Origin of the sequence: Dictyobacter kobayashii (assembly GCF_003967555.1) — a bacterium.
In the GTDB taxonomy this organism is placed as follows: Bacteria; Chloroflexota; Ktedonobacteria; order Ktedonobacterales; family Ktedonobacteraceae; genus Dictyobacter; species Dictyobacter kobayashii.
Genome location: NZ_BIFS01000001.1, coordinates 5,880,059 through 5,898,883, shown reverse-complemented (window position 1 = coordinate 5,898,883; position 18,825 = coordinate 5,880,059). Strand labels below are relative to the sequence as shown.

The 18,825-nt window shown below is 53.1% G+C and carries 18 protein-coding genes and 1 pseudogene; 13 read left to right on the top strand and 6 right to left on the bottom strand.

Translation table 11 applies throughout. The features are described from left to right. The first annotated feature begins 24 nt into the window (after positions 1–24). A complete protein-coding gene (locus tag EL645_RS44555; RefSeq protein WP_126553730.1) occupies positions 25–651 on the top strand; it encodes a molybdopterin-dependent oxidoreductase in 627 nt (208 codons plus the stop codon). Beyond that, positions 648–2,495, top strand: coding sequence for an arsenate reductase (azurin) large subunit (locus EL645_RS26280; protein WP_126553728.1), 1,848 nt, complete (start codon positions 648–650; stop codon positions 2,493–2,495). Before EL645_RS44555 ends, EL645_RS26280 begins: the two co-directional genes overlap by 4 nt. Before the next feature lie 68 nt (positions 2,496–2,563). On the opposite strand, the gene EL645_RS39610 is transcribed toward EL645_RS26280, so the two are convergent. Beyond that, positions 2,564–2,728 (bottom strand): hypothetical protein, encoded by a 165-nt coding sequence (locus EL645_RS39610; protein ID WP_161977704.1) that lies wholly within the window; start codon positions 2,726–2,728, stop codon positions 2,564–2,566. Positions 2,729–3,418: 690 nt separating this feature from the next. On the opposite strand from EL645_RS39610, the gene EL645_RS26275 reads away from it, so the two are divergent. The 5 genes from EL645_RS26275 to EL645_RS26255 all read left to right on the top strand — a co-directional run bounded on the left by EL645_RS26275 (position 3,419) and on the right by EL645_RS26255 (position 7,613). Continuing rightward, complete coding sequence (locus EL645_RS26275) at positions 3,419–4,219, top strand: sugar phosphate isomerase/epimerase family protein (RefSeq protein ID WP_126553726.1); 801 nt, start codon at positions 3,419–3,421, stop codon at positions 4,217–4,219. A gap of 136 nt (positions 4,220–4,355) precedes the next feature. Further along, complete coding sequence (locus EL645_RS26270; protein WP_126553724.1) at positions 4,356–5,414, top strand: Gfo/Idh/MocA family protein; 1,059 nt, start codon at positions 4,356–4,358, stop codon at positions 5,412–5,414. Continuing rightward, complete coding sequence (locus EL645_RS26265) at positions 5,411–6,250, top strand: sugar phosphate isomerase/epimerase family protein (RefSeq protein WP_126553722.1); 840 nt, start codon at positions 5,411–5,413, stop codon at positions 6,248–6,250. Before EL645_RS26270 ends, EL645_RS26265 begins: the two co-directional genes overlap by 4 nt. A 420-nt stretch (positions 6,251–6,670) precedes the next feature. Then, positions 6,671–7,183, top strand: a complete 513-nt coding sequence (locus EL645_RS26260) for a pyridoxamine 5'-phosphate oxidase family protein (protein ID WP_126553720.1) — start codon at positions 6,671–6,673, stop codon at positions 7,181–7,183. Further along, a complete protein-coding gene (locus tag EL645_RS26255) occupies positions 7,170–7,613 on the top strand; it encodes a hypothetical protein (RefSeq protein WP_126553718.1) in 444 nt (147 codons plus the stop codon). The genes EL645_RS26260 and EL645_RS26255 overlap by 14 nt, the downstream gene beginning before the upstream one ends. 3 nt (positions 7,614–7,616) lie before the next feature. On the opposite strand, the gene EL645_RS26250 is transcribed toward EL645_RS26255, so the two are convergent. Then, entirely contained in the window at positions 7,617–8,165 is a 549-nt protein-coding gene (locus tag EL645_RS26250) for a CGNR zinc finger domain-containing protein (RefSeq protein WP_126553716.1), read from the bottom strand. A 410-nt stretch (positions 8,166–8,575) separates the two neighbouring features. On the opposite strand from EL645_RS26250, the gene EL645_RS26245 reads away from it, so the two are divergent. After that, complete coding sequence (locus EL645_RS26245) at positions 8,576–10,102, top strand: MDR family MFS transporter (protein ID WP_126553714.1); 1,527 nt, start codon at positions 8,576–8,578, stop codon at positions 10,100–10,102. 94 nt (positions 10,103–10,196) lie between these two features. Here EL645_RS26245 and EL645_RS26240 read toward each other — a convergent pair whose 3' ends face one another. The 3 genes from EL645_RS26240 to EL645_RS26230 form a co-directional block, all read right to left on the bottom strand. Further along, positions 10,197–11,405 (bottom strand): S1C family serine protease, encoded by a 1,209-nt coding sequence (locus EL645_RS26240; protein ID WP_126553712.1) that lies wholly within the window; start codon positions 11,403–11,405, stop codon positions 10,197–10,199. A gap of 214 nt (positions 11,406–11,619) precedes the next feature. Continuing rightward, positions 11,620–11,889 carry an IS4 family transposase gene (locus tag EL645_RS39605; protein WP_246035478.1) on the bottom strand — a complete coding sequence of 90 codons (270 nt, stop codon included), beginning with the start codon at positions 11,887–11,889 and terminating at the stop codon, positions 11,620–11,622. Beyond that, entirely contained in the window at positions 11,847–13,052 is a 1,206-nt protein-coding gene (locus tag EL645_RS26230) for an IS4 family transposase (RefSeq protein WP_161977702.1), read from the bottom strand. The genes EL645_RS39605 and EL645_RS26230 overlap by 43 nt, the downstream gene beginning before the upstream one ends. Positions 13,053–13,365: 313 nt before the next feature. Between EL645_RS26230 and EL645_RS26225 the strand changes: the two genes are divergently transcribed. The 5 genes and pseudogenes from EL645_RS26225 to EL645_RS26205 all read left to right on the top strand — a co-directional run bounded on the left by EL645_RS26225 (position 13,366) and on the right by EL645_RS26205 (position 18,072). Next, positions 13,366–14,277: a S1C family serine protease gene (locus EL645_RS26225; RefSeq protein WP_126553706.1), complete on the top strand. Its 912-nt coding sequence runs from the start codon at positions 13,366–13,368 to the stop codon at positions 14,275–14,277. Between the two features lie 109 nt (positions 14,278–14,386). Beyond that, positions 14,387–14,916: pseudogene (locus tag EL645_RS26220) on the top strand (S1C family serine protease); the annotation flags it as partial. Between the two features lie 15 nt (positions 14,917–14,931). Continuing rightward, a complete protein-coding gene (locus EL645_RS26215; RefSeq protein ID WP_371865764.1) occupies positions 14,932–15,312 on the top strand; it encodes a PDZ domain-containing protein in 381 nt (126 codons plus the stop codon). A gap of 303 nt (positions 15,313–15,615) precedes the next feature. Next, positions 15,616–16,722 (top strand): Gfo/Idh/MocA family protein, encoded by a 1,107-nt coding sequence (locus EL645_RS26210; RefSeq protein WP_126553700.1) that lies wholly within the window; start codon positions 15,616–15,618, stop codon positions 16,720–16,722. A gap of 198 nt (positions 16,723–16,920) precedes the next feature. Continuing rightward, the gene (locus tag EL645_RS26205) at positions 16,921–18,072 is read left to right on the top strand and encodes a Gfo/Idh/MocA family protein (protein ID WP_126553698.1); all 1,152 of its coding nucleotides are present in this window, start codon (positions 16,921–16,923) and stop codon (positions 18,070–18,072) included. Between the two features lie 141 nt (positions 18,073–18,213). Here EL645_RS26205 and EL645_RS26200 read toward each other — a convergent pair whose 3' ends face one another. Beyond that, positions 18,214–18,762 (bottom strand): DUF4337 domain-containing protein, encoded by a 549-nt coding sequence (locus tag EL645_RS26200; protein ID WP_161977701.1) that lies wholly within the window; start codon positions 18,760–18,762, stop codon positions 18,214–18,216. Positions 18,763–18,825 lie beyond the last annotated feature (63 nt).

Sequence of the window (18,825 nt, the reverse complement as noted above, 5' to 3'; positions counted from 1 at the left end):
CACGGAAAGGAATGGTCGCCAACCATGTTCAGATTCCCCGATCACGTTCCCATCCCTCCTCTATCAGCAAAGAAACATCGTACATCTTGTCAGTACTGCATTGTCGGTTGCGGCTACACTGTTTATACCTGGCCCACCGATGTTGCGGAGGGTGGGCTAAAGGCAACGGAAAACGCTGTCGGCTTTGACTTGCCGACCAGCGCACTCTCTGGTCGATGGATTTCACCAGGCATGTACAATCAGACGGTCATGCAGGATGGTCGCTCCTATCACATCGTTATCATTCCTGAGCAGGGCTATCAGGTGAATCAAGGCAATCATTCCATTCGTGGTGGTACGAATGCACGCGGGATCTGGAACCCTGATGGACCAACAGCAGATCGGCTTACCACTCCTCTCCTCAAGGTAGGAGGAGCCCAACAACCAATTTCATGGCATGCTGCGCTCACAATTGCAAGTGGGGTCTTACAACAAACCGTTGCCCAGCATGGTCCTCAGGGAGTTGCTTTCCGCATGTATGCCTACCAATGGTTTGAGAATACGTATGCCATTACCAAATTGTATTTTCAGCACATCCATACACCAAATGCCGCCTTTCATAATCGCGCCAGCTTTGGGGCGAGACGACGGCGCTGGAAGATACGGGCATGAGTACCTGGAATATTGCCTACGCTGATGTGGCAAAAGCGGACGTTGTGTTCGAGGTCGGTGCAGGGGGATATGAGAATAAAACAGTCCTTTTCACGCAACACATTATGCAGCATACGCCCACATTGATTGTACAAGATCCCCGTAAGACAATTGATGCCGCCTATGCGGAGAAACATGGTGGGCTCCATCTGCGTGTGAAGCCTGGCACTGATGCGGTATTGCTCAACACACTTGCTCGCATTATCCTTGAGCAGGGTTGGCAGGATCAAAGCTTCCTGGATCAGTCTGTGATCTCCTCTTCAAGCGATATTCAGCGGGAAAAGAACTGGCGGCGGCGGCACTTTGGTATGACCCTGGCAGACTACCGCAACATGCTACAAAAACCTCTCTATGAAGTCGCGAATGCTGCGCAATTCACAGGTGTGCCAGCGAGCCAGCTGCAACAGGTCGCGCAACTTATTGCGCGACCGAATACGCATGGCGTGCGCCCAAAAACACTTTTTTTGTTCGAGAAAGGATTAATCTGGGGCATTAATTATGAGAATGTGGCTGCGCTTGCCAATCTCGCCCTGCTTGTGGGTAGTATCGGCAGAGAAGGAGCGGGCATCAGCCGTATGGGAGGACATCAGGAAGGCTTTGCGAGTCCAGTTGATTATCCAATCGAGCGGGCGACCGATACAGGTTTGTTTGGTGAGAAGCTGCCTAACAACATTGACGAGCATATCGCGAATGGCGAGGTGAAGGTCTATCATGTCATTGGCGCTAACCCGGCGGGTATGACGAATAGCTCTCAGCACTCTCGTGACGTGTTGAACAAGCGGCTCTCGCAGGAACCAAAGGTCACGTCCGCTGACACTGAGGCGGCCTTAGCAGCACTCATGGCGCGCATAAAGGCCGGGGGCATGGTCCTTATCGCTCAAGATATTTATCCTAATCTCACTACCAAGATGGCCGACCTCGTATTCCCAGCGGCTGCCTGGGGAGAGATGAATGGCGTGCGCATCAATGGAGAGCGGCGTGCCCGTCTATATGAACAGTTTATGGATGCACCGGGACAGGCGAAGGCGGATTGGTGGATTATTGCTCAGATAGCGCAACGGATGGGTTTTACCGGCTTTGACTGGAAGAACGAGGAAGAAGTCTTCACAGAACTGGCACCGCATGCCCAGTACGATGCATCAGCGGTTGTGCAGTACGCGCAAAGCAGCGGGAAAAGCCCCTATACCGTCTTGCAAGGATTGCCCAATGGGGTGCAGCTCCCAGCTCGGCTTGAACACGGGAAACTGGTAGGAACCACACGTCTACTCGAAGACCATACGTTCTCGACCGAGGTAGGGAAGGCCATGTTTATTCATTCCGATTGGGAGGGGTTACCAGCGCAAATATATCAGCAATTGGTTCCAAAAGGTGACGAGTTCTGGGTGCTGAACGGGCGTGTCAACGAACTCTGGCAAACGCTGTATACACACCAGCGCATTCCATATATTAAACAGCGCTGGCCCTCAAATGCCGTCGAGATCCACCCTGCTGATGCCAAACGGCTCAACATTCAAAGCGGAGATATGGTCTCTATCACCAGCGATCGTGTGTACACCTTTCAGGAGGGAACCTTCGATCAAGGAAGTTTTACTGCGGTCGCCTATATTAGTGATAGTGTACCCCCAGGGGTCGTATTTACCATCTTCGCCTACCCGGATCAGTGGATGAACAGCATCAGTCCGCGCTGGATGCATCCAGCTAACCCTGTACCGCCCTATAAACTCGCGCGCGCACGCCTGGTAGGAAAAGGACCATCCCCCTTCGCATCTCAAATGTCCTTACAACCAAGAAATCTTGTCCCATAACCAAAAGCAACAATAATAAAGCTCAGTACGTGCAGGGCTTGCCCCAATACCATTGAGATAAGAAAAGCTCAAACATGGTGATTGCTATCGGACGACAAGCCCTCCCTCCCTTTCCCATACGACCAGGCAACACGAAGAACGAATGGTATAGGTTCGGCCTTGTAGGTGCGAGGCTTGCCCTCGCTTGCCGCCCCAGCGGCCCCATATCCCAGCGATAAGGTGCCTCGTGGCATGATCCTTTCCTTCACGCGGTGCCCCAACACGGACCATCCTTTTGGGCACCGCGTGGAGCGAGGTCTCAGAGACAAGCAACCGCGTGATGAGGAAACCGGGCCACCCTACCGGGGTGGCAATCGGCCGCTGAGGGCCGAACCTATGCGAATCGCTTTTATTGCTGCTTTGGATCCTATGAACCAATAAATTACATTATTATCTATTGTACAATTATTAATCCTCATTAATCAAAAATGCCAATAATGCAAGTGGATATCTGTGCGCCTCTCTCGTTATGACCTCATGATAAAGAAAACGATTACTTTTCGTTAATTGTATATAAATCAACCACTCAATTTGTCATTTTTATGTATATTTTTCCCATTTTCATTGACTATAGGAATTATAGAATAGCTATGATATTTGCTCGATCGACGGCTTTTCGAGTCGCCTGGCAGGCTGGTTGATCGCCTGCGGACAGCGTTAATTGGACGTGGACAATAAGCGAATATGAGCGGGGTGCCGATTACAAAAATTAACGTAGAGCTATGCTGTTAGATGGTTCTATGTTCTCGACCAGACTGGCAGGTGTGATATGCTATTTTTATAGCGCGAGGTGAATGGACACTTTCGGTGCATTCTATAACACAGGTCGGACGTCTGGTTGCTTTATGTCTCCGTTCGTTGTTAGTAGAAGAAGAGGAAATACGATGAAGTTTGGTATCTGCACATCTTTTCGCAACATTCCCCAACTTAATGAGATCTCTTTTGATTATCTCGAGGAGAGTGTACAGCGCTTCCTGATACCCGAACAGCCTCAGGAAGATTTTGAGGAGCTGCTACACGCGATCCGCCAGTTCCCTTTCCCTGTTGAAGCGGCAAATTCTTTGTTGCCTTCAAATCTTCTGCTTGTCGAGTCACCATCACAACATGTGGATCGGCCGCGTCTGGAGCAATATATGCGTACCGCGTTGCAGCGTGCGGAACAGGCTGGCATCCGGATTTTTGTCTTTGGCAGCGGACCGGCCAGGGCCTGTCCGGCGGATATCGATAAGGCTGCTGCAGCCCAACAACTGGCCGCTCACCTGGCGACCTGGAGCGGCTGGGCACGTGAGCATGGCGTTCAGATTGTGCTTGAGCCTTTGCGCTATGAAGAGACAAACATTTTTAATACGGTAGCCGAGGGCGGGGCAATGGTCTCTGGCATCGCTAACTCAGGCGCGCGCTTGCTGGCCGATGTGTATCATATGGCCTGCAATGGCGAGGACCCTGAGTCAATCCTGCCCTATAGCTCAATTCTGTCGCATGTGCATGTGGCGGAGAAGCAGGAGCGCGCTGCCCCCGGACACCACGGTGAGGATTTCCGCCCCTACTTTTCGGCCCTGCATCGTGCTGGCTATGATCAGCGTATCTCCATCGAGTGCAATTGGAGCAACTTTGCTACTGAAGTAACTCCCGCACTGGCGGAACTGCGTACTCAATGGATCGAGAGCAGCAAACAGGCTGTTTAACCACCCACCTGCCCTCCAACCAGGGCAGCTATTTTTAGCTATCTCTATAAAATGCTTCGTGGCATAATCTCAAACTACGTGGAGGAGACCCTGTAGAGGTGCTTCCTCCTCAATGCATAAGGAGTTGCAAATTCTCATGGAAAAATTGCGTTTTGGTATTGTTGGTTGTGGGGTGATCGGACCCACCCATGCGGAAGCGATTCAGAGCCTGCCAGATGCTGAGCTGGTGGCGGTCGCCGATATTGTTCCTGAGAAGGCTCAGAAACTGGCTGATAAGTTCCACGTCAAGGCCTATACTGATCTGCAGGAGATGTTGGACAGCGAGCAGTTGGATGTTGTCGATGTCTGTACGCCGAGCGGGATGCATGGTGAGCATGCCTGCCAGATTATGCGTTCCGGTCGCCATGTCATTATTGAGAAGCCAATGGAGATTCGCAAGGATCGTATGGATGAGATTCTCCAGACTCAGCGCGAAACTGGTAAGAAGCTGGCCGTTATCAGCCAGCATCGCTTTGATGAGGCTTCACAACAGGTCCACCAGTTGCTTGAGGAGGAGGCGCTCGGACGCCTGGTGATGGGCAATGCGGCGATCCCCTGGTGGCGCTCGCAGAAATACTATGATAGTGGGGCCTGGCGCGGCACCTGGGCGCTGGATGGCGGCGGTATCTTGATGAACCAGTCGATCCACTCGATCGATGTGCTGCAATGGCTGATGGGCCGTGTGAAGAGCATCCACGCCTATACCGATACGCTGGTCCACAATATGGAGACGGAGGATGTGGCGGTGGCGGTCTTGCGCTTTGAGAGTGGGGCTCTGGGCACGATCGCGGCCACTACAGGCGCCTATCCAGGCGTGACCACACGCATCGAGGTCTTTGGCAATAAAGGCTCGGCTGTCATTGAAGATGATCGCATGGGCTACCTGCACCTGGCCAGCCAGGATACCGAAGAGGTGGGCCCGTATGGCGGAGGCGTCAAGAAGTCCGAGGCGGCTAGCGCCAAACCGAAAGCTACCGCCAGCGATCCCGCTGCCCTGCAGGCTTCGACCCACGCCCATCAAATCGCTGATATGATCCGCTCCATCCGTGAAAACGGTACGCCCCTGGTGGACGGCCACGCAGCACGCCATCCAGTCGATATTATCCTTGGCATCTATGAAGCTGCCCGCACAGGTAAGGAGGTTACACTCTCATGATTCGTCTATCCGCTTTCGCTGATGAGATCTCGCCCGATCTCAATGAGCAGATCGCCGTTCTACAAAGCGAGAATATCCACTACATCGATCTACGCTCGGTCTGGCAGGTTAATGTACTGGACCTCTCCGATCAGCAGATTCAGGACATCAAACAGACACTGACAGCTGGCGGCATTGGCGTCGCCGCGGTCGGCTCCCCCATCGGCAAAGTGCCCATCGACAGCTCCTTTGCAGATCATCTGGAGCGCTTCGATCGCGCCATCGCCGTGGCTAAGGCCCTGGATACGCAATACATCCGTATCTTCTCGTTCTACGCCCCTGTTAAAGAGGAGGCGGGCTCAAGCAATCCGGCTGCCTATCGCGATGAGGTTATCAGCCATCTGCAGGAGATGACGCGCCGGGCACGCGCGGCCGGCGTACAGCTTATTCACGAGAACGAAAAGGCCATCTATGGCGATACCATAGCGCGCAATGTGGATCTCTTAAAGAGCATCAACGACGAGCACTTCCGCTCCGTGCTGGACCCGGCTAACTACCTGCAATGCGACCAGGTGCCGTATCCAGATGCCTATGAAGCCACTAAACCCTGGCTTGAATATGTCCATGTCAAAGACGTTCGCCCCGACGGCTCGATGGCCGTAGCCGGTGAGGGTGCCTCTGACTGGGCCGCCATCCTACAGCGTTTACGCCAGGATGGCTACGATGGCTTTATCGCCCTCGAACCACACCTGGCAGCCGCCGGCCAATATCAAGGCTTCAGCGGACCCGACCTCTTCCGCAGCGCCTCCCAGGCCCTGCAAACCCTGCTGCGCAAGATGGACTGGTCCTACAACTAACTGGCTCGACCAGCCGTGGAGTGTGTTTGGCGGGAGGCTGCGGCCTCCCGCCAAACACACTCCACACTCCCAACCCACCGCCGAAGGCGGCAAAAAAGACTTTTAAATGGCCCTGCATCACAGGCAGGGCTATTTAAAAGTAGCGCTCAGCGGGGTCAAGGGGCTGCCGCCCCTTGCGGGGTGCGGGTGTCCCCGCTCACATTTCCCCCCTCGCCGCCGCCGAAGGTGGCAAAAAAGACTTTTAAATGGCCCTGCATCACAGGCGGCTTTATTGACTCCAATCGGGCAGTATGCTACAAATATATCTGGCATCTTTGGCCAGTAGGAAATACAAAGATCAGTCATCTGCCCTACTTTCGTTATGTGAACTGTAAAGATGCCTCTGACCCTCCGTCAAAAATTTTATCATCGGGGAGTTCTATGCTTGATCTATCGTTACCGCCTGAGGTTACCGCTGTCTTTGAGGCCTTTCGATGTTGTGAATTCACAACCCTGAATAAACAAGGCGTACCCGTAACCTGGCCTGTCTCTGCTGTCTACTTTCCTGAACGCGGACAATTTCTGATTACTACATCGATTAGCTTTCCCCAAAAAGTGTGGAATATCCGCAGAAATCCAAAAGTTTCTCTGCTTTTCTCTGATCCAACCGGAAGCGGACTGACGACTCCTCCCATAGTTTTGGTGCAAGGAAACGCGACGGTTTCTGATGAGATCGTGGTGTTAAATGAAGATATGAAAAGGTTCTGGAGGGAGCTCTATCAACGCCAGCCCTCCAGTCGAGGCTATAGCAGCAATGCGTTGTCTCGTAAGCTCATGAGCTGGTATTATATTCGTTGGTGTATCTATATCACTCCACATTCTATCCATTGGTATCCAGAAGGGAATATGCAGCAAGCAGGCCAAACAATTGAGGTGAATCATGGAAAATACTAAGCTCGAGGGGTACCTGCGTTCTTTTCATGATGCCGTTCTCACAGGCATCGATGCTCAAGGATATCCTGTGAGTGTACGTTGTCACCCACAAGTTGATGAGACTGAACAGGTTTTACGGGTACATCTGCCTGTGGATGTCCAGATCATGCCAGGGCCTGCTGGATTCCTCTGCCATTCTCATGACGAAAAACTTTGGCAGCTCAAAAGTTTTTCCCTTCAAGGCACGTTAGAACATCAGGAAGATATTTCTCTTTTTCATGTTCAACGATTTTTGCCAGGTATGAATATGGCAGGAGCGCCAGGGCCACTTACGACACTCATGCATGCCAGGCGTACCATGAAACAAATCTTGCGCAAACGCGGTCTCCCACAACCTTCTATTCCCTGGGACCAGATGAAACAATTGGCCGAGCCGGCAAAGCGTCTATAAATTTTATACTACACCTTCCTTATGGTGGAGGCGCTGTTGATACGCACGGGCCTTGGCACGGCTCCCACATATTTTCATTGAACACCATGTGCCTGAACGATTCTTTGAGGTATCGTAGAATACACGTTGGCAGCGCTCGTTATGGCAAACTTTGAACCGGCTCCAGCTTCCATTTGCCATGGCGGTAAACACAATACCAAACAATGTCGCAACCACGCCATCAACACCTGTGTGCTCAGATATAAGGTCAGCCCGTCCATCTTGCTGGAACGAGACCTGCAATGCTACACGCCTGGTAAGATGATTCAGTGCCTCAATGTGGGCCGCCTCCACCACACCATCGGTATTCATATGTAAAAGCCCTCGTATGGCTTCTCGCACTTCGATCATGCGGTGATAGTCACTCTGAGTCACAACCTGTTCTTCGGTCAACCAGTGCCGCTGCACCAACCAGGCGCGAAGCTGCTCTGGATCTCCCCATTCATCCGCACGCTTTACCCCAAAACGTGTATTGATACATTCTTGAAGCCGTGTAAGTGGTTCAGAGATCATAGTAGTCGCCTCTTCGAATAAGATAATTAGAACAGATCTTCCTCACTATTATAACACAGTTGAAGGGAAACTAAGGCGGTTAATTGCCAGAAATATCACCATCTAAGATTGTTGGCGGGTAAAACCAGCCAGATTGTGCTTTCCTGCATATGAGAGATCCCCAGGATGATGTTCCTCTACAGCTAACACAAATCATCATCCATAGCATATCCACCATCAAAACCACATTATATGGTATAAGAACAAGAATATTTACACTAATTTTCACCACCAAACGCCATTGACAGGTTTAAATACGCTTGTTATACTAAAAGTGAAGCGAGTAGTTGCGCATTGAAGTGTGACATCTGAATGCGTCCCAATTCACAATCACTTTTGTTTTACCTGGATTCCTGGAGAGTACGATAATTATGGCTTTTCCCCCGCACACAACAATTACAAGACAACGTCTTCCCTATAAATGGATCGTCATCCTGGTCGTGGTCTTTGGGGCCTTTATGACCATTCTGGACCAGACCATCGTCAACATCGCCCTGCCACGCCTGCAAACGGCCTTTCATGCACCATTGAGCATTGTACAGTGGTCCATCACAGCCTACATCTTAACGCAAGGGGTGATGACACCGACGACGGCCTTTTTTGTTAATCACCTGGGCGCTAAACGCTTCTATGTGTTAGCGCTCGCTATCTTTACACTCGGCTCCGCACTCTGTGGATTGGCCTGGAGCCTGCCAGCGCTCATTATCTTTCGTATTCTCCAGGGAATAGGCGGGGCATTCCTCTATCCTGTCGCGATCACATTGGTTTATCGCGAGTTCCCACCCCAGCAGCGCGGTACCGCTTCGGCAGCGCTAGGAGTCGCGTCGCTACTGGCACCGGCGATTGGGCCAACATTGGGTGGTTACCTGGTCACCTATTCGGACTGGCCTTATATCTTCTTTATCAATGTTCCACTGGGTATCATCGGTATCATATTGGGGATCTGGCTCTTGCGCGAAGTCCGTCCGGAGGCACCAACACGTTTTGATCTGGCTGGCTTTGTGCTGGCTGCTTCCGGTCTGACTGCCTTTCTTTATGCGCTCTCTGATGCCAGCACGGCTGGATGGGGGTCTCTGTTGATCGTGAGTTTGCTCGTTGCTGGTTTGCTGTTGCTCTGCACTTTTGTGCTGACTGAACTCAGGCGTGCCAGGCGGGGAGATGCTGTCCTGCTCGATTTGCGGCTCTTTACCAACAGTCCTTTTATCTTCAGCAATATCGCCAGCGCACTGATCACGTTCGTGTTCTTTGGTGGGCTCTTTCTGTTCCCCATCTACTTGCAAAATCTACGCGGACTCAGTGCCCTTCAATCCGGCTTGCTGCTGCTCCCGCAAGCGTTTGCCTCGATCATTGTCGCCTTGATTGGTGGAAGGCTGGTTGATCGCTTTGGGGCACGTCCAGTTGTCATACCAGGAATGCTCATCATGGCATTTACGCTCTGGCAGAGTGCAGATCTCCAACTTACGACCTCGTTCTGGTGGCTTGGCGGGCTCTATCTCTTGCGTGGAGTCGCCCTGGGTCTGATTATTCAACCTTTAAACGCCTCGGCGTTACAGGACATGCGCCCCCATCAGTTTGCGCAAGCGTCATCGCTCTACAATGTTATTCGTTTTGTTTCTACCTCATTGGGGGTTGCTATTCTCGCCACATTGGTACAATCGCAAGCAAAGCTGCATACCAACGAGATCATCAAGCAAGCGTTGCGCACCCATAGCAGTCCCATTGTCATGAGTATCATTGGGAACCGGGCGCTGATGCAGGCACTGCAAGATGCCTTCTGGCTGAGCGTTGTCGTGGCCCTGGGCGGCGTGCTGGCAGGAATGTTCATTCGCTCTCAGCGCGTTCATGACCTGAGTGAAGAGGAAAAAATAGCCCTGCGCTCGGCCGCGGTGCTTGAATAAGCCGAACGCGTGAAATACCGCCAGGGAACGTTCCTATAAGTAAGAATGCAGCAGAGCTTTCTCATTCAAAACCTGCTAACTTCTGTGGCTTCCTTTAGGTGTTCCCCGCCGGCAACTCGCTGAGTTTGACCTCAAATGTCATTGGTTTGCTGCCGCGGTAGAGCTTGATTTTGACGGTATCACCTGGATTCCTGGCGATCAGGGCGTCTCCCAGGGAGAGTGAGCCTGTAATCTGCCTATCATCAACCTGGACGATGACGTCGCTGGACTTGATACCAGCAAGGTTGGCCGCTCCACCGGCTGTGACGCTGACGACCAGTGCCCCTTGCTTAACTGGCAGGTGATTCTTCTGGGCGGTGATTAAATCGAGGTCCACCACCTGCACTTCCAGAGCAGCCCGACCCGTGCGTGTAACTTTACCTGATTTAATGATCTGTGGCGCGATAAATTGTACCCGGTTGGAAGGGATAGCAAAACCGACGCCAGTGGCGGGAGTCTTAAACTCAGGGTCCAGGGCGGTCAGGGTCGGAATGCCGATCAGGTTGCCATGCATATCGAATAGCGCGCCGCCACTATTGCCTGGGTTAATGGCGGCATCGGTCTGGATGGTACCCGGCAAGATCTGGCCAACTTCACCGGTGGCAATATTGCGCCCCAGGGCGCTGACGATGCCGCTGGTAACCGTCTGGGTGATGCCCAGTGGATTGCCAATCGCCACCACATCCTGCCCCACACGCAACCTGGAAGAGTCGCCAAGGGTAGCCACGGAGAGATTTAGCCGCGACGGATCGACATGGATCACCGCCAGGTCGTCTGCTGGCGCGACACCAGTCAGGCTGGCCGTCGCTGTTTGTCCATTAAAGAAGACGACCTGGATATGCTCGCTATTCTTTACTACATGGTTATTGGTGATGATATATCCTCTCTGGTCGATAATTACGCCAGAGCCAAGGCTGTTACTGAGAAGGCCCTTGACATTCAGCTGCACTACCGTCGGACGCACATTGGCCACAATCTGTTCCCGCAATGCTTCCAGCTCATCTTCGGTGGAGGATTTGATCGTTGGTGCGGCATTTGGACCAGGTTGTAGATCCGTGCCGAGCGCTCCCCGCGCTACAAATTGCCAGCCAGCCAGCATGCCACCACCAAACACGGTAGCCAGTAAGAGGGCACAAATGACTAACGTCCCTGCACTTAATTGCCTGGAATGCCTCCGCTGCGCTGGAGGCCTGCTCTGACCATCCAGCGCGGCTGGTTCCGCAGCCATCTGCGGCTCATGTATTTCATGCGGTTCGTTCATCATAATCCTTCGCCCAGAGGGCGTTTCCTTCCTCCGCTACCCAAATCCCTTTGCGTTAATGTACTTTCTCTGCTTCTTCGACTTTGACCGGCACATTCTCACCCAAACGCCGGGCCTGGATGATTGAGGCGACAATCGCCACCAACAAAACCAGGACAATAATCAAGCGGGGGTCAAGGGGGGCGCACAGCCCCCTTGCGGGGTTCCTGACTTTTTATCACAAATCTAGTTGATTCGAAAGGAGGGAAGCGAGTTGCATTCCCTGCAACACGTTCTGGATATACATCCACCCCAACCACAAGGTTTTCCATCCAGGTGGGCCATCGCCTTTGCGACCCAAGTAGCCACCATGACGTGCAATGCCATGCCAGCATTGCTGCACCGTCATGGTTTTTGCTGGATGCCCACTCAAATGAGCCACCACCAGGACAATATCAGTGGGTATCACTGCCCGTGCCAGCTCGTCAGGACATTGACGCGAAAGCACACGCAATTGCAACAAGCGCACGGCAATGGGGGCAATGATGCCCAGCAACGTTCGCAACCCTCGTAATCCCGAATCTCTCGTTCTTCCATATGGCATCCCGTCTTGAGACCTTGGTGATAGTCCTCAACAATCCAACGCCTGCGATACCACTCGACCCGCTCTTGGGCTTGAGTTGCCGTGTGGGTGGGGACCGAGGTCAACAAGATCCAGTCCAAGGCTTCAACCCCTTCTGGGGGATCAGGTTCCCACACACGGATGACCCAGATCACCAGCGGACGCCACTGGTTGGCTTCCCGTGTGCGGGGAGGCAACAGACGCACGGGCTGCCAACTCACGGCCAAAAGGGCCTTGCGGGCCGGGTGTTTCTGGCTACTCTTGAGTTCCAGCCACATGCTCGACCGAATGGGCATCTGCTTGACCACCTCCAGCAAATGCAGCGTGGGGCTACGATGATGATGCGATCGTGGGGGCACCGGTGTCTCTCCTTGTTCCACCAACAGATCAATACAGCGATCTTCATAGGCCCGGACGAGAAAATCACACCCCTGCTCTCGACATTGGCGCATGAACGCAAAGATGTCACTGTAGCGGTCGCCCATATGAATCCATTGACTGCCAGCAGGAGGCGAGCCCAGGATGCGCACACTGCGCTCCCATACCTCCGATTCCCGTTCGCGTTTCCAGCGTTGTTGCTTGCTCTCTTTCTCAGGGGCTGGCTGGCGCAAAAAGGGTTCTTGATGAGCCAATCCCAACAACTGATCGTGCTGAGGTACAACAGCCAGGACGCTTTGCAACAGAAAGCCGTGATGCGTTCCGTTGCCAATGGGCCCCAGTCCACGCGTCGTAGGATGAGCCTGGTAATCCATCTCTGTGGTATCCTGAATCAACAAGACCTGTGCCTGCTGGTGGCATGCTTGCCGTGTGTGTTGCAGGTGGGGAGCAACCAGATGTTCATACGAGGTATGCGACGAATGCACAAATCGATAGGCCGCTTCCAAGCCCGCCGGGCTCAACACACCGGGCAGAGACGCTTGTGGATGCTGCGCAAGGTGGAACGCAAGATCGACGGCACGCTGCACACGACGTGGATCGCCCAGTTGGACCGAGCCAAAGGTGGCTTGAGCCCACTGCTGAGACGACAACAAGATTGCTGGAGACAACATCACCTTCTCCTTTCTTTTCGTTCTTGGTCGTTCCAATGGCATGTGCACCAAGAACCGTGGTTTTTCTGCTTCCACGATTCAACGACTAAAAATGTGATAAAAAGTCAGGCGGGGTTCCAGGGGTGTCCCCTGGCATCCCCTCCCTCCCCTTTTGCCGCCGCAGGCGGCAAATCAAAAAGAGAAAAAAGAAACAACACCTGTTAATTTTTCCAGGTAAACAACTGGAAAAATTAACGATGCACCTTTTTCAAGCATGGCATATAGTATGCATACGCTATCCGTTGTTATTCGTTCCTGGTCAAAGGATACACACATGGAAAACACGACTTACGACACTTCATTGTTACGTTCACTCTCAAATCAGATGGCTGATGCGATTGAGAAGGCCACACCAGCCCTGGTGACCGTTATTGGTCGCACCCGCCAACCTGGCAGCGGCGTCGTTATTTCACCCGAGCTTGTGATTACAGCTAGTCACATACTTGAACGTGAGAACGACATCCAAATCCAATCACATGAGCAGACTCTTTTTCCGGCAACCTTGATTGGTCGCGATAAAACGACCGACCTGGCCCTGTTGCGCGTCCCCAACCTCAAGCTGCCAGCGGCCGTAGCCGCCACCGAACCAGCGCGGGTTGGACAACTGGTGCTGGCCCTGGGTCGCCCATCCGAGGATGGTGCCATGGCCAGTTCAGGCATCGTCAGCGCGCTAGGCGGCCCGGTTCGTACCGGCCAGGGCACGGTCCTGGAGCGCTACATTCGCACCGATGCCACCCCTTATCCAGGTTTCTCGGGTGGTCCCCTGCTCGACACCCAGGGGCAGGTGCTGGGCATCCTGACCACCGGACTGGCCAATGGCGTCCCGCTGGCGATTCCTATCGCGCAGGCACAATCCATCGCTGATGCACTGGCCCAACAGGGTTACATCAAGCGTGGTTTCCTGGGCCTGAGCAGCCAGCTCGTACACCTGCCAGAGGCGCAGCGCGCCGGACGCACCCAGGATCATGGCTTGCTGATTGTAAATGTTGAGGAGAATAGTCCCGCGCAACAGGCCGGTCTACTCATCGGTGATATCGTGGTCAGCCTCGATGGCCATACCGTCACTGATACCGAAGATCTGCAATTGCTCCTGACGGGAGAACGCGTTGGTAAAGCCTTGCCGATCGAAGTGGTCCGTGGCGATACTGTGCAAACACTCACCGTCACCCCTGGACAACGTCAATAAGCTATCGCTTAACCATTCATTACACACGATAATTTTTATGCTGGTACGCGGAAGAAGAGCTGGTTCCACGCTTCTTCCTTTGACATAGAGAACGGCTAGGATTCCCAATATGACACAATCTACAACACCATCAACGCAGTCTTCATATCCGCTACCTGATGCATTTTCGTCCACCCTGACCGGACTCTTCAACCACGTGCGGCCGGCCATCGTTCAGGTGCGCAATGAGCGCCACGGCGGCGGTACCGGTATCGTCTGGCGTGCGGACGGTCAGATTATCACCAATAATCACGTCGTGCCCAAAGATGGCGAGGGCATCCAGATTCATTTTACAGATGGACGCACCCTGCCAGCCCGGGTACTACATCGACAACCCCAGTTTGACCTGGCTCTGCTCAAAGTTGAGGCTGACCAGCTCCCATTCCTGCCAGCCGGCGACTCGGCCAGCCTGCGCGTCGGCGAATGGGTCTTCGCCATCGGACATCCCTGGGACAACGCTGGACGGTAACAGCCGGCATCGTAAGTACCATGAGCACGCGCCAGATTGAGCCCGAGGTGAGTATCCCATACATCAAATCCGATGTCCGCCTCGCTCCTGGCAACTCTGGTGGTCCCCTGCTGAACGCAGACGGACAGGTGGTAGGCATCAACGCCATGATCTTTGGTGGCGACCTCTCGGTCTCCATCCCCAGCAATGTGGTCAGCGAGTGGCTTAATGGGCTGCCAAAATCGCAGGCCATCCTGGGTGTTGGCCTCCAACGCATCGACCTGCCAGCAATCGTCAAACAGCAGCTACCCGATCACAGCGCTAACGGCCTGCTAGTTGTCAGCATTGTTGAACGTCCCGCCGCCCAACAGGCCATCCTGCTCGGCGACCTGCTACTAGAGCTCGAAGGCCAACCCATCGAAGGCGTACACAATATCCGCCAACATCTGGCCAACAAAGCCCCCGGCGAACAGGTCACCCTGAAAATCGCCCGCGGCGGCAACATCCAAACTATCACCGCCAACTTAATCCCAATCACCGAAGGCTAAAGCGATCCATCCCAAAAATGAATCGCTCTTCCTCAACAACCAATTCTTCTTCCATTTTAATATGCAGGAAAGGTTATTCGTACCTTTCCTGCATATTAAAATAAAAAATGGTTCGGGCGCGTATGCACACGCACACCAACAACGCACACACCCAACAAAAATCAACACAAAAAACAAAAACACAAGATTTCCTAACAATTAGCTTGGAAAACCTTTTCTTGCATGGTATCATGTCTATAATAAACTCTAGTAAGACCCGATAAAGTCATCGTGTCCAAACAGGAAGAGGAGTCTATTTCAACCATGACAAAAAAAGCCAACGTAGGTGTGATCGGCTGCGGGCAGATTAGCTCTATTTATCTTGAAGCTCCCAGCAAATTTGATATTTTAAACTTCACTGCATGCGCAGATATCGATCTAGATCGCGCTCGCTCCCAGGCGCAGCGCTACAATGTCCCCAAGGCCTGCACAGTCGAAGAACTGCTGGCCGATCCCGATATTGACGTGGTTCTCAATTTAACGATCCCCAAAGTTCATGCTGAAATCGGCCTGGCCGCTATCGAGGCAGGCAAGTCTACTTACAGTGAGAAACCTCTGGGCGTCAATCGCAACCAGGGCCGCGCTCTCCTTGAGGCTGGCAAAGCTAAGAACCTGCGTGTAGGCTGTGCTCCCGATACCTTCCTGGGTGGTGGTTTGCAGACCTGTATTAAGTTGCTCAATGATGGCGTCATCGGTGAGCCGGTTGGCGCGACCGCCTTTATGCTCGGCCATGGTCCTGAGAGCTGGCATGCTGATCCAGACTTCTTCTACCAGCCCGGCGCGGGCCCGATGTTTGATATGGGTCCTTATTATTTGACCGCCCTGATTGCGATGATGGGGCCCGTACGACGCGTGACCGGTTCGGCTCGCATTACGTTCCCTGAGCGCTTGATTACCAGCCAGCCAAAATATGGTACGAAGATTCAGGTCAATACCCCTACCCATATCGCGGGCGTGCTGGATTTCGCCAATGGAGCGGTCGGTACCATGATAATGAGCTTCGATGTCTGGTCCCACCAGCTGCCACGTATCGAGATCTACGGCACCGAGGGTACCTTAATTGTGCCTGATCCCAATACCTTCGGCGGCCCGGTCTATGTCCGTACGGTTCAGGATAAAGACTGGCGCGAAGTACCGCTGACGCATGCTTATGCTGAGAATAGCCGTGGCATTGGTCTGGCCGATATGGTGCATGCCATCAACTCTGGTCGCCCCCATCGTGCCAGTGGCGATCTGGCCTATCATGTCCTCGATATTATGGAGGCCATCCACGATGCATCCGACCAGGGCAAGCACATCGAGCTGACCAGCATGTGTGAGCGCCCCGCGCCCCTGAATCCTGGCAAACATGACTGGAGCGAGGATCGCTAAGCCAGCCAGCCCACTACAGACAAACCCCGACCGCTACGCCGGGATGACAGCTATCCCGGCGTGCGGTCATTATACTAATCGTGGTATTCTTCATGTATATCAATAACAAGGTACACCAATTGCGCGCCATCACCCATGCTCGCGTGCAATGTACCGGATGAAGAGATGACGTTAATTGACAGATAGGAGAACACTTCAATGGGCAGAAACGTATCTAATCGACGACTACGTGCCGGCATTGTAGGCGGAGGCAAAGGTTCTTTTATCGGCGCAGTCCATCGCGTCGCAGCAGAACTGGATGGTCAGGCGGAAGTGGTCGCGGGCGCGATGTCCACCGATCCTCAGCGCGCTGAAGAGTCGGCCCGCGCCTGGTTCCTGGATCGCTCCTATGCCAGCTATGAGGAGATGGCGGAAAAAGAGGCTAACCGCCCGGATGGCATCGATTTCGTGATTGTGGCCACTCCCAACCATATGCACTATCCCGTGGCAAAAGCTTTCTTAGAGCATGGTATCCACGTGGTTTCCGACAAACCAATGTCCTTCAGCCTCGAAGAGGCCAAAGAAGAAGTGGCCCTGGCTGAGCGTAGCAACCTGATCTTTGCGTTGACCCACAACTACACCGGCTATCCCATGGTACGCCAGGCACGCGACCTGGTACGCAGTGGTGCGCTCGGTGAGATTCGCAAGGTGCTGGTCGAATATATCCAGGACTGGCTGATGGGGCCGGAAGAGAACAGTGGCAATAAACAGGCCGCCTGGCGCACCGATCCGACTAAATCCGGTATCGCTGGTTGCGTCGGAGATATCGGCACTCATGCCGAAAATCTGCTGGAATTTATTACCGGCCAGAAGATCGCCTCGCTGAGCGCCGACCTGAGCACCTTTGTGCAGGGCCGCCAGCTTGACGACGATGCCAATATGCTGCTGCGCCTGGAAAACGGCGCAAAAGGCCTGCTGACCTGCTCTCAGATCGCGGCCGGCGAAGAGAACAACCTGAGCATTCGCGTCTACGGTACCCGTGCTGGCCTGGAATGGCACCAGATGGAGCCTAACACCCTGCTCTTCAAACAGCCAGGGCAGCCCACCCAGATCTATCGCACCAACGGCGCCTACACCAGCGACGCCGCCAAAGCTGCAGCCCGCACGCCCGGTGGACACCCCGAAGGTTTCTACGAAGCCTTCGCCAATGTCTACAAACTGGCCATCGCCGACATCCGCCGCGTCGAATCCGGCGAAAAGCCCCTCGGTGGCTACCCCACCGTCTACGACGGCCTGCGCGGCATGCTCTTCATCACCAAATCCGTCGAAAGCTCCCAGAAAGGCGCTACCTGGGTCGACATGAAACTCTAAACCACCCCGAACCAACAACACACACAATAGCGGCTGCGCCCTCAAAAGCCCGGCCGCTATTGCTTTTAAAATATCTTTAAACAAGCCATGTACTTTCGGTTATTTTTCCCGCTTCATCTGCTCCTACACGAAAAGCAGCGCTTAGAGTATCCCGCTTAAAAAAAGAACCAGCGCCCCAGCCGCCATAACAAGAGAACCAATCCACAGCCATTCCTTCTTAAGCAAGGCACTCATCGCAGACAACGCAATAGCGACCTGGCAGAATAATGTCGCCATATCTAGTTTATCGCTTCTAGCCAGCATTTTAGCCGATTGATCATTGGCAGCCTGAGCCTGGCTTTCAAATTGCAGCGCCTGTTTTTGAATGACATCCTTTTCCTTGCTGTAGCGCTCAACATCAGTTTTAAGTTGCGAATTATGGGTCTGGTCGAAAAAATCTAAAGCCAGGTTATACTTGATGCTTTTAGCCTGAAAGTAGGCCCATTGATCAGTAGCTTTATTTTGATAGAAGATAGCATTGTTCTTCTGGAGAAATGCCTCGCTAGCATAATTTCCGCCAATTGATGAGATAACAGCCGCAAATACTGCAATCAGTGCAGTAGTAATTGCTAGAAATTTGTTCCAGTGGCCCGCATGTTCAATAACTTCTTCAATTTTCTCTTTGACCTCAATAGCCTCTTTCCGCAACATACAAGTTTCCCTCATTCTGCAAGATGAAAACATTATCTAGATACATAAACACAGGTATATAAA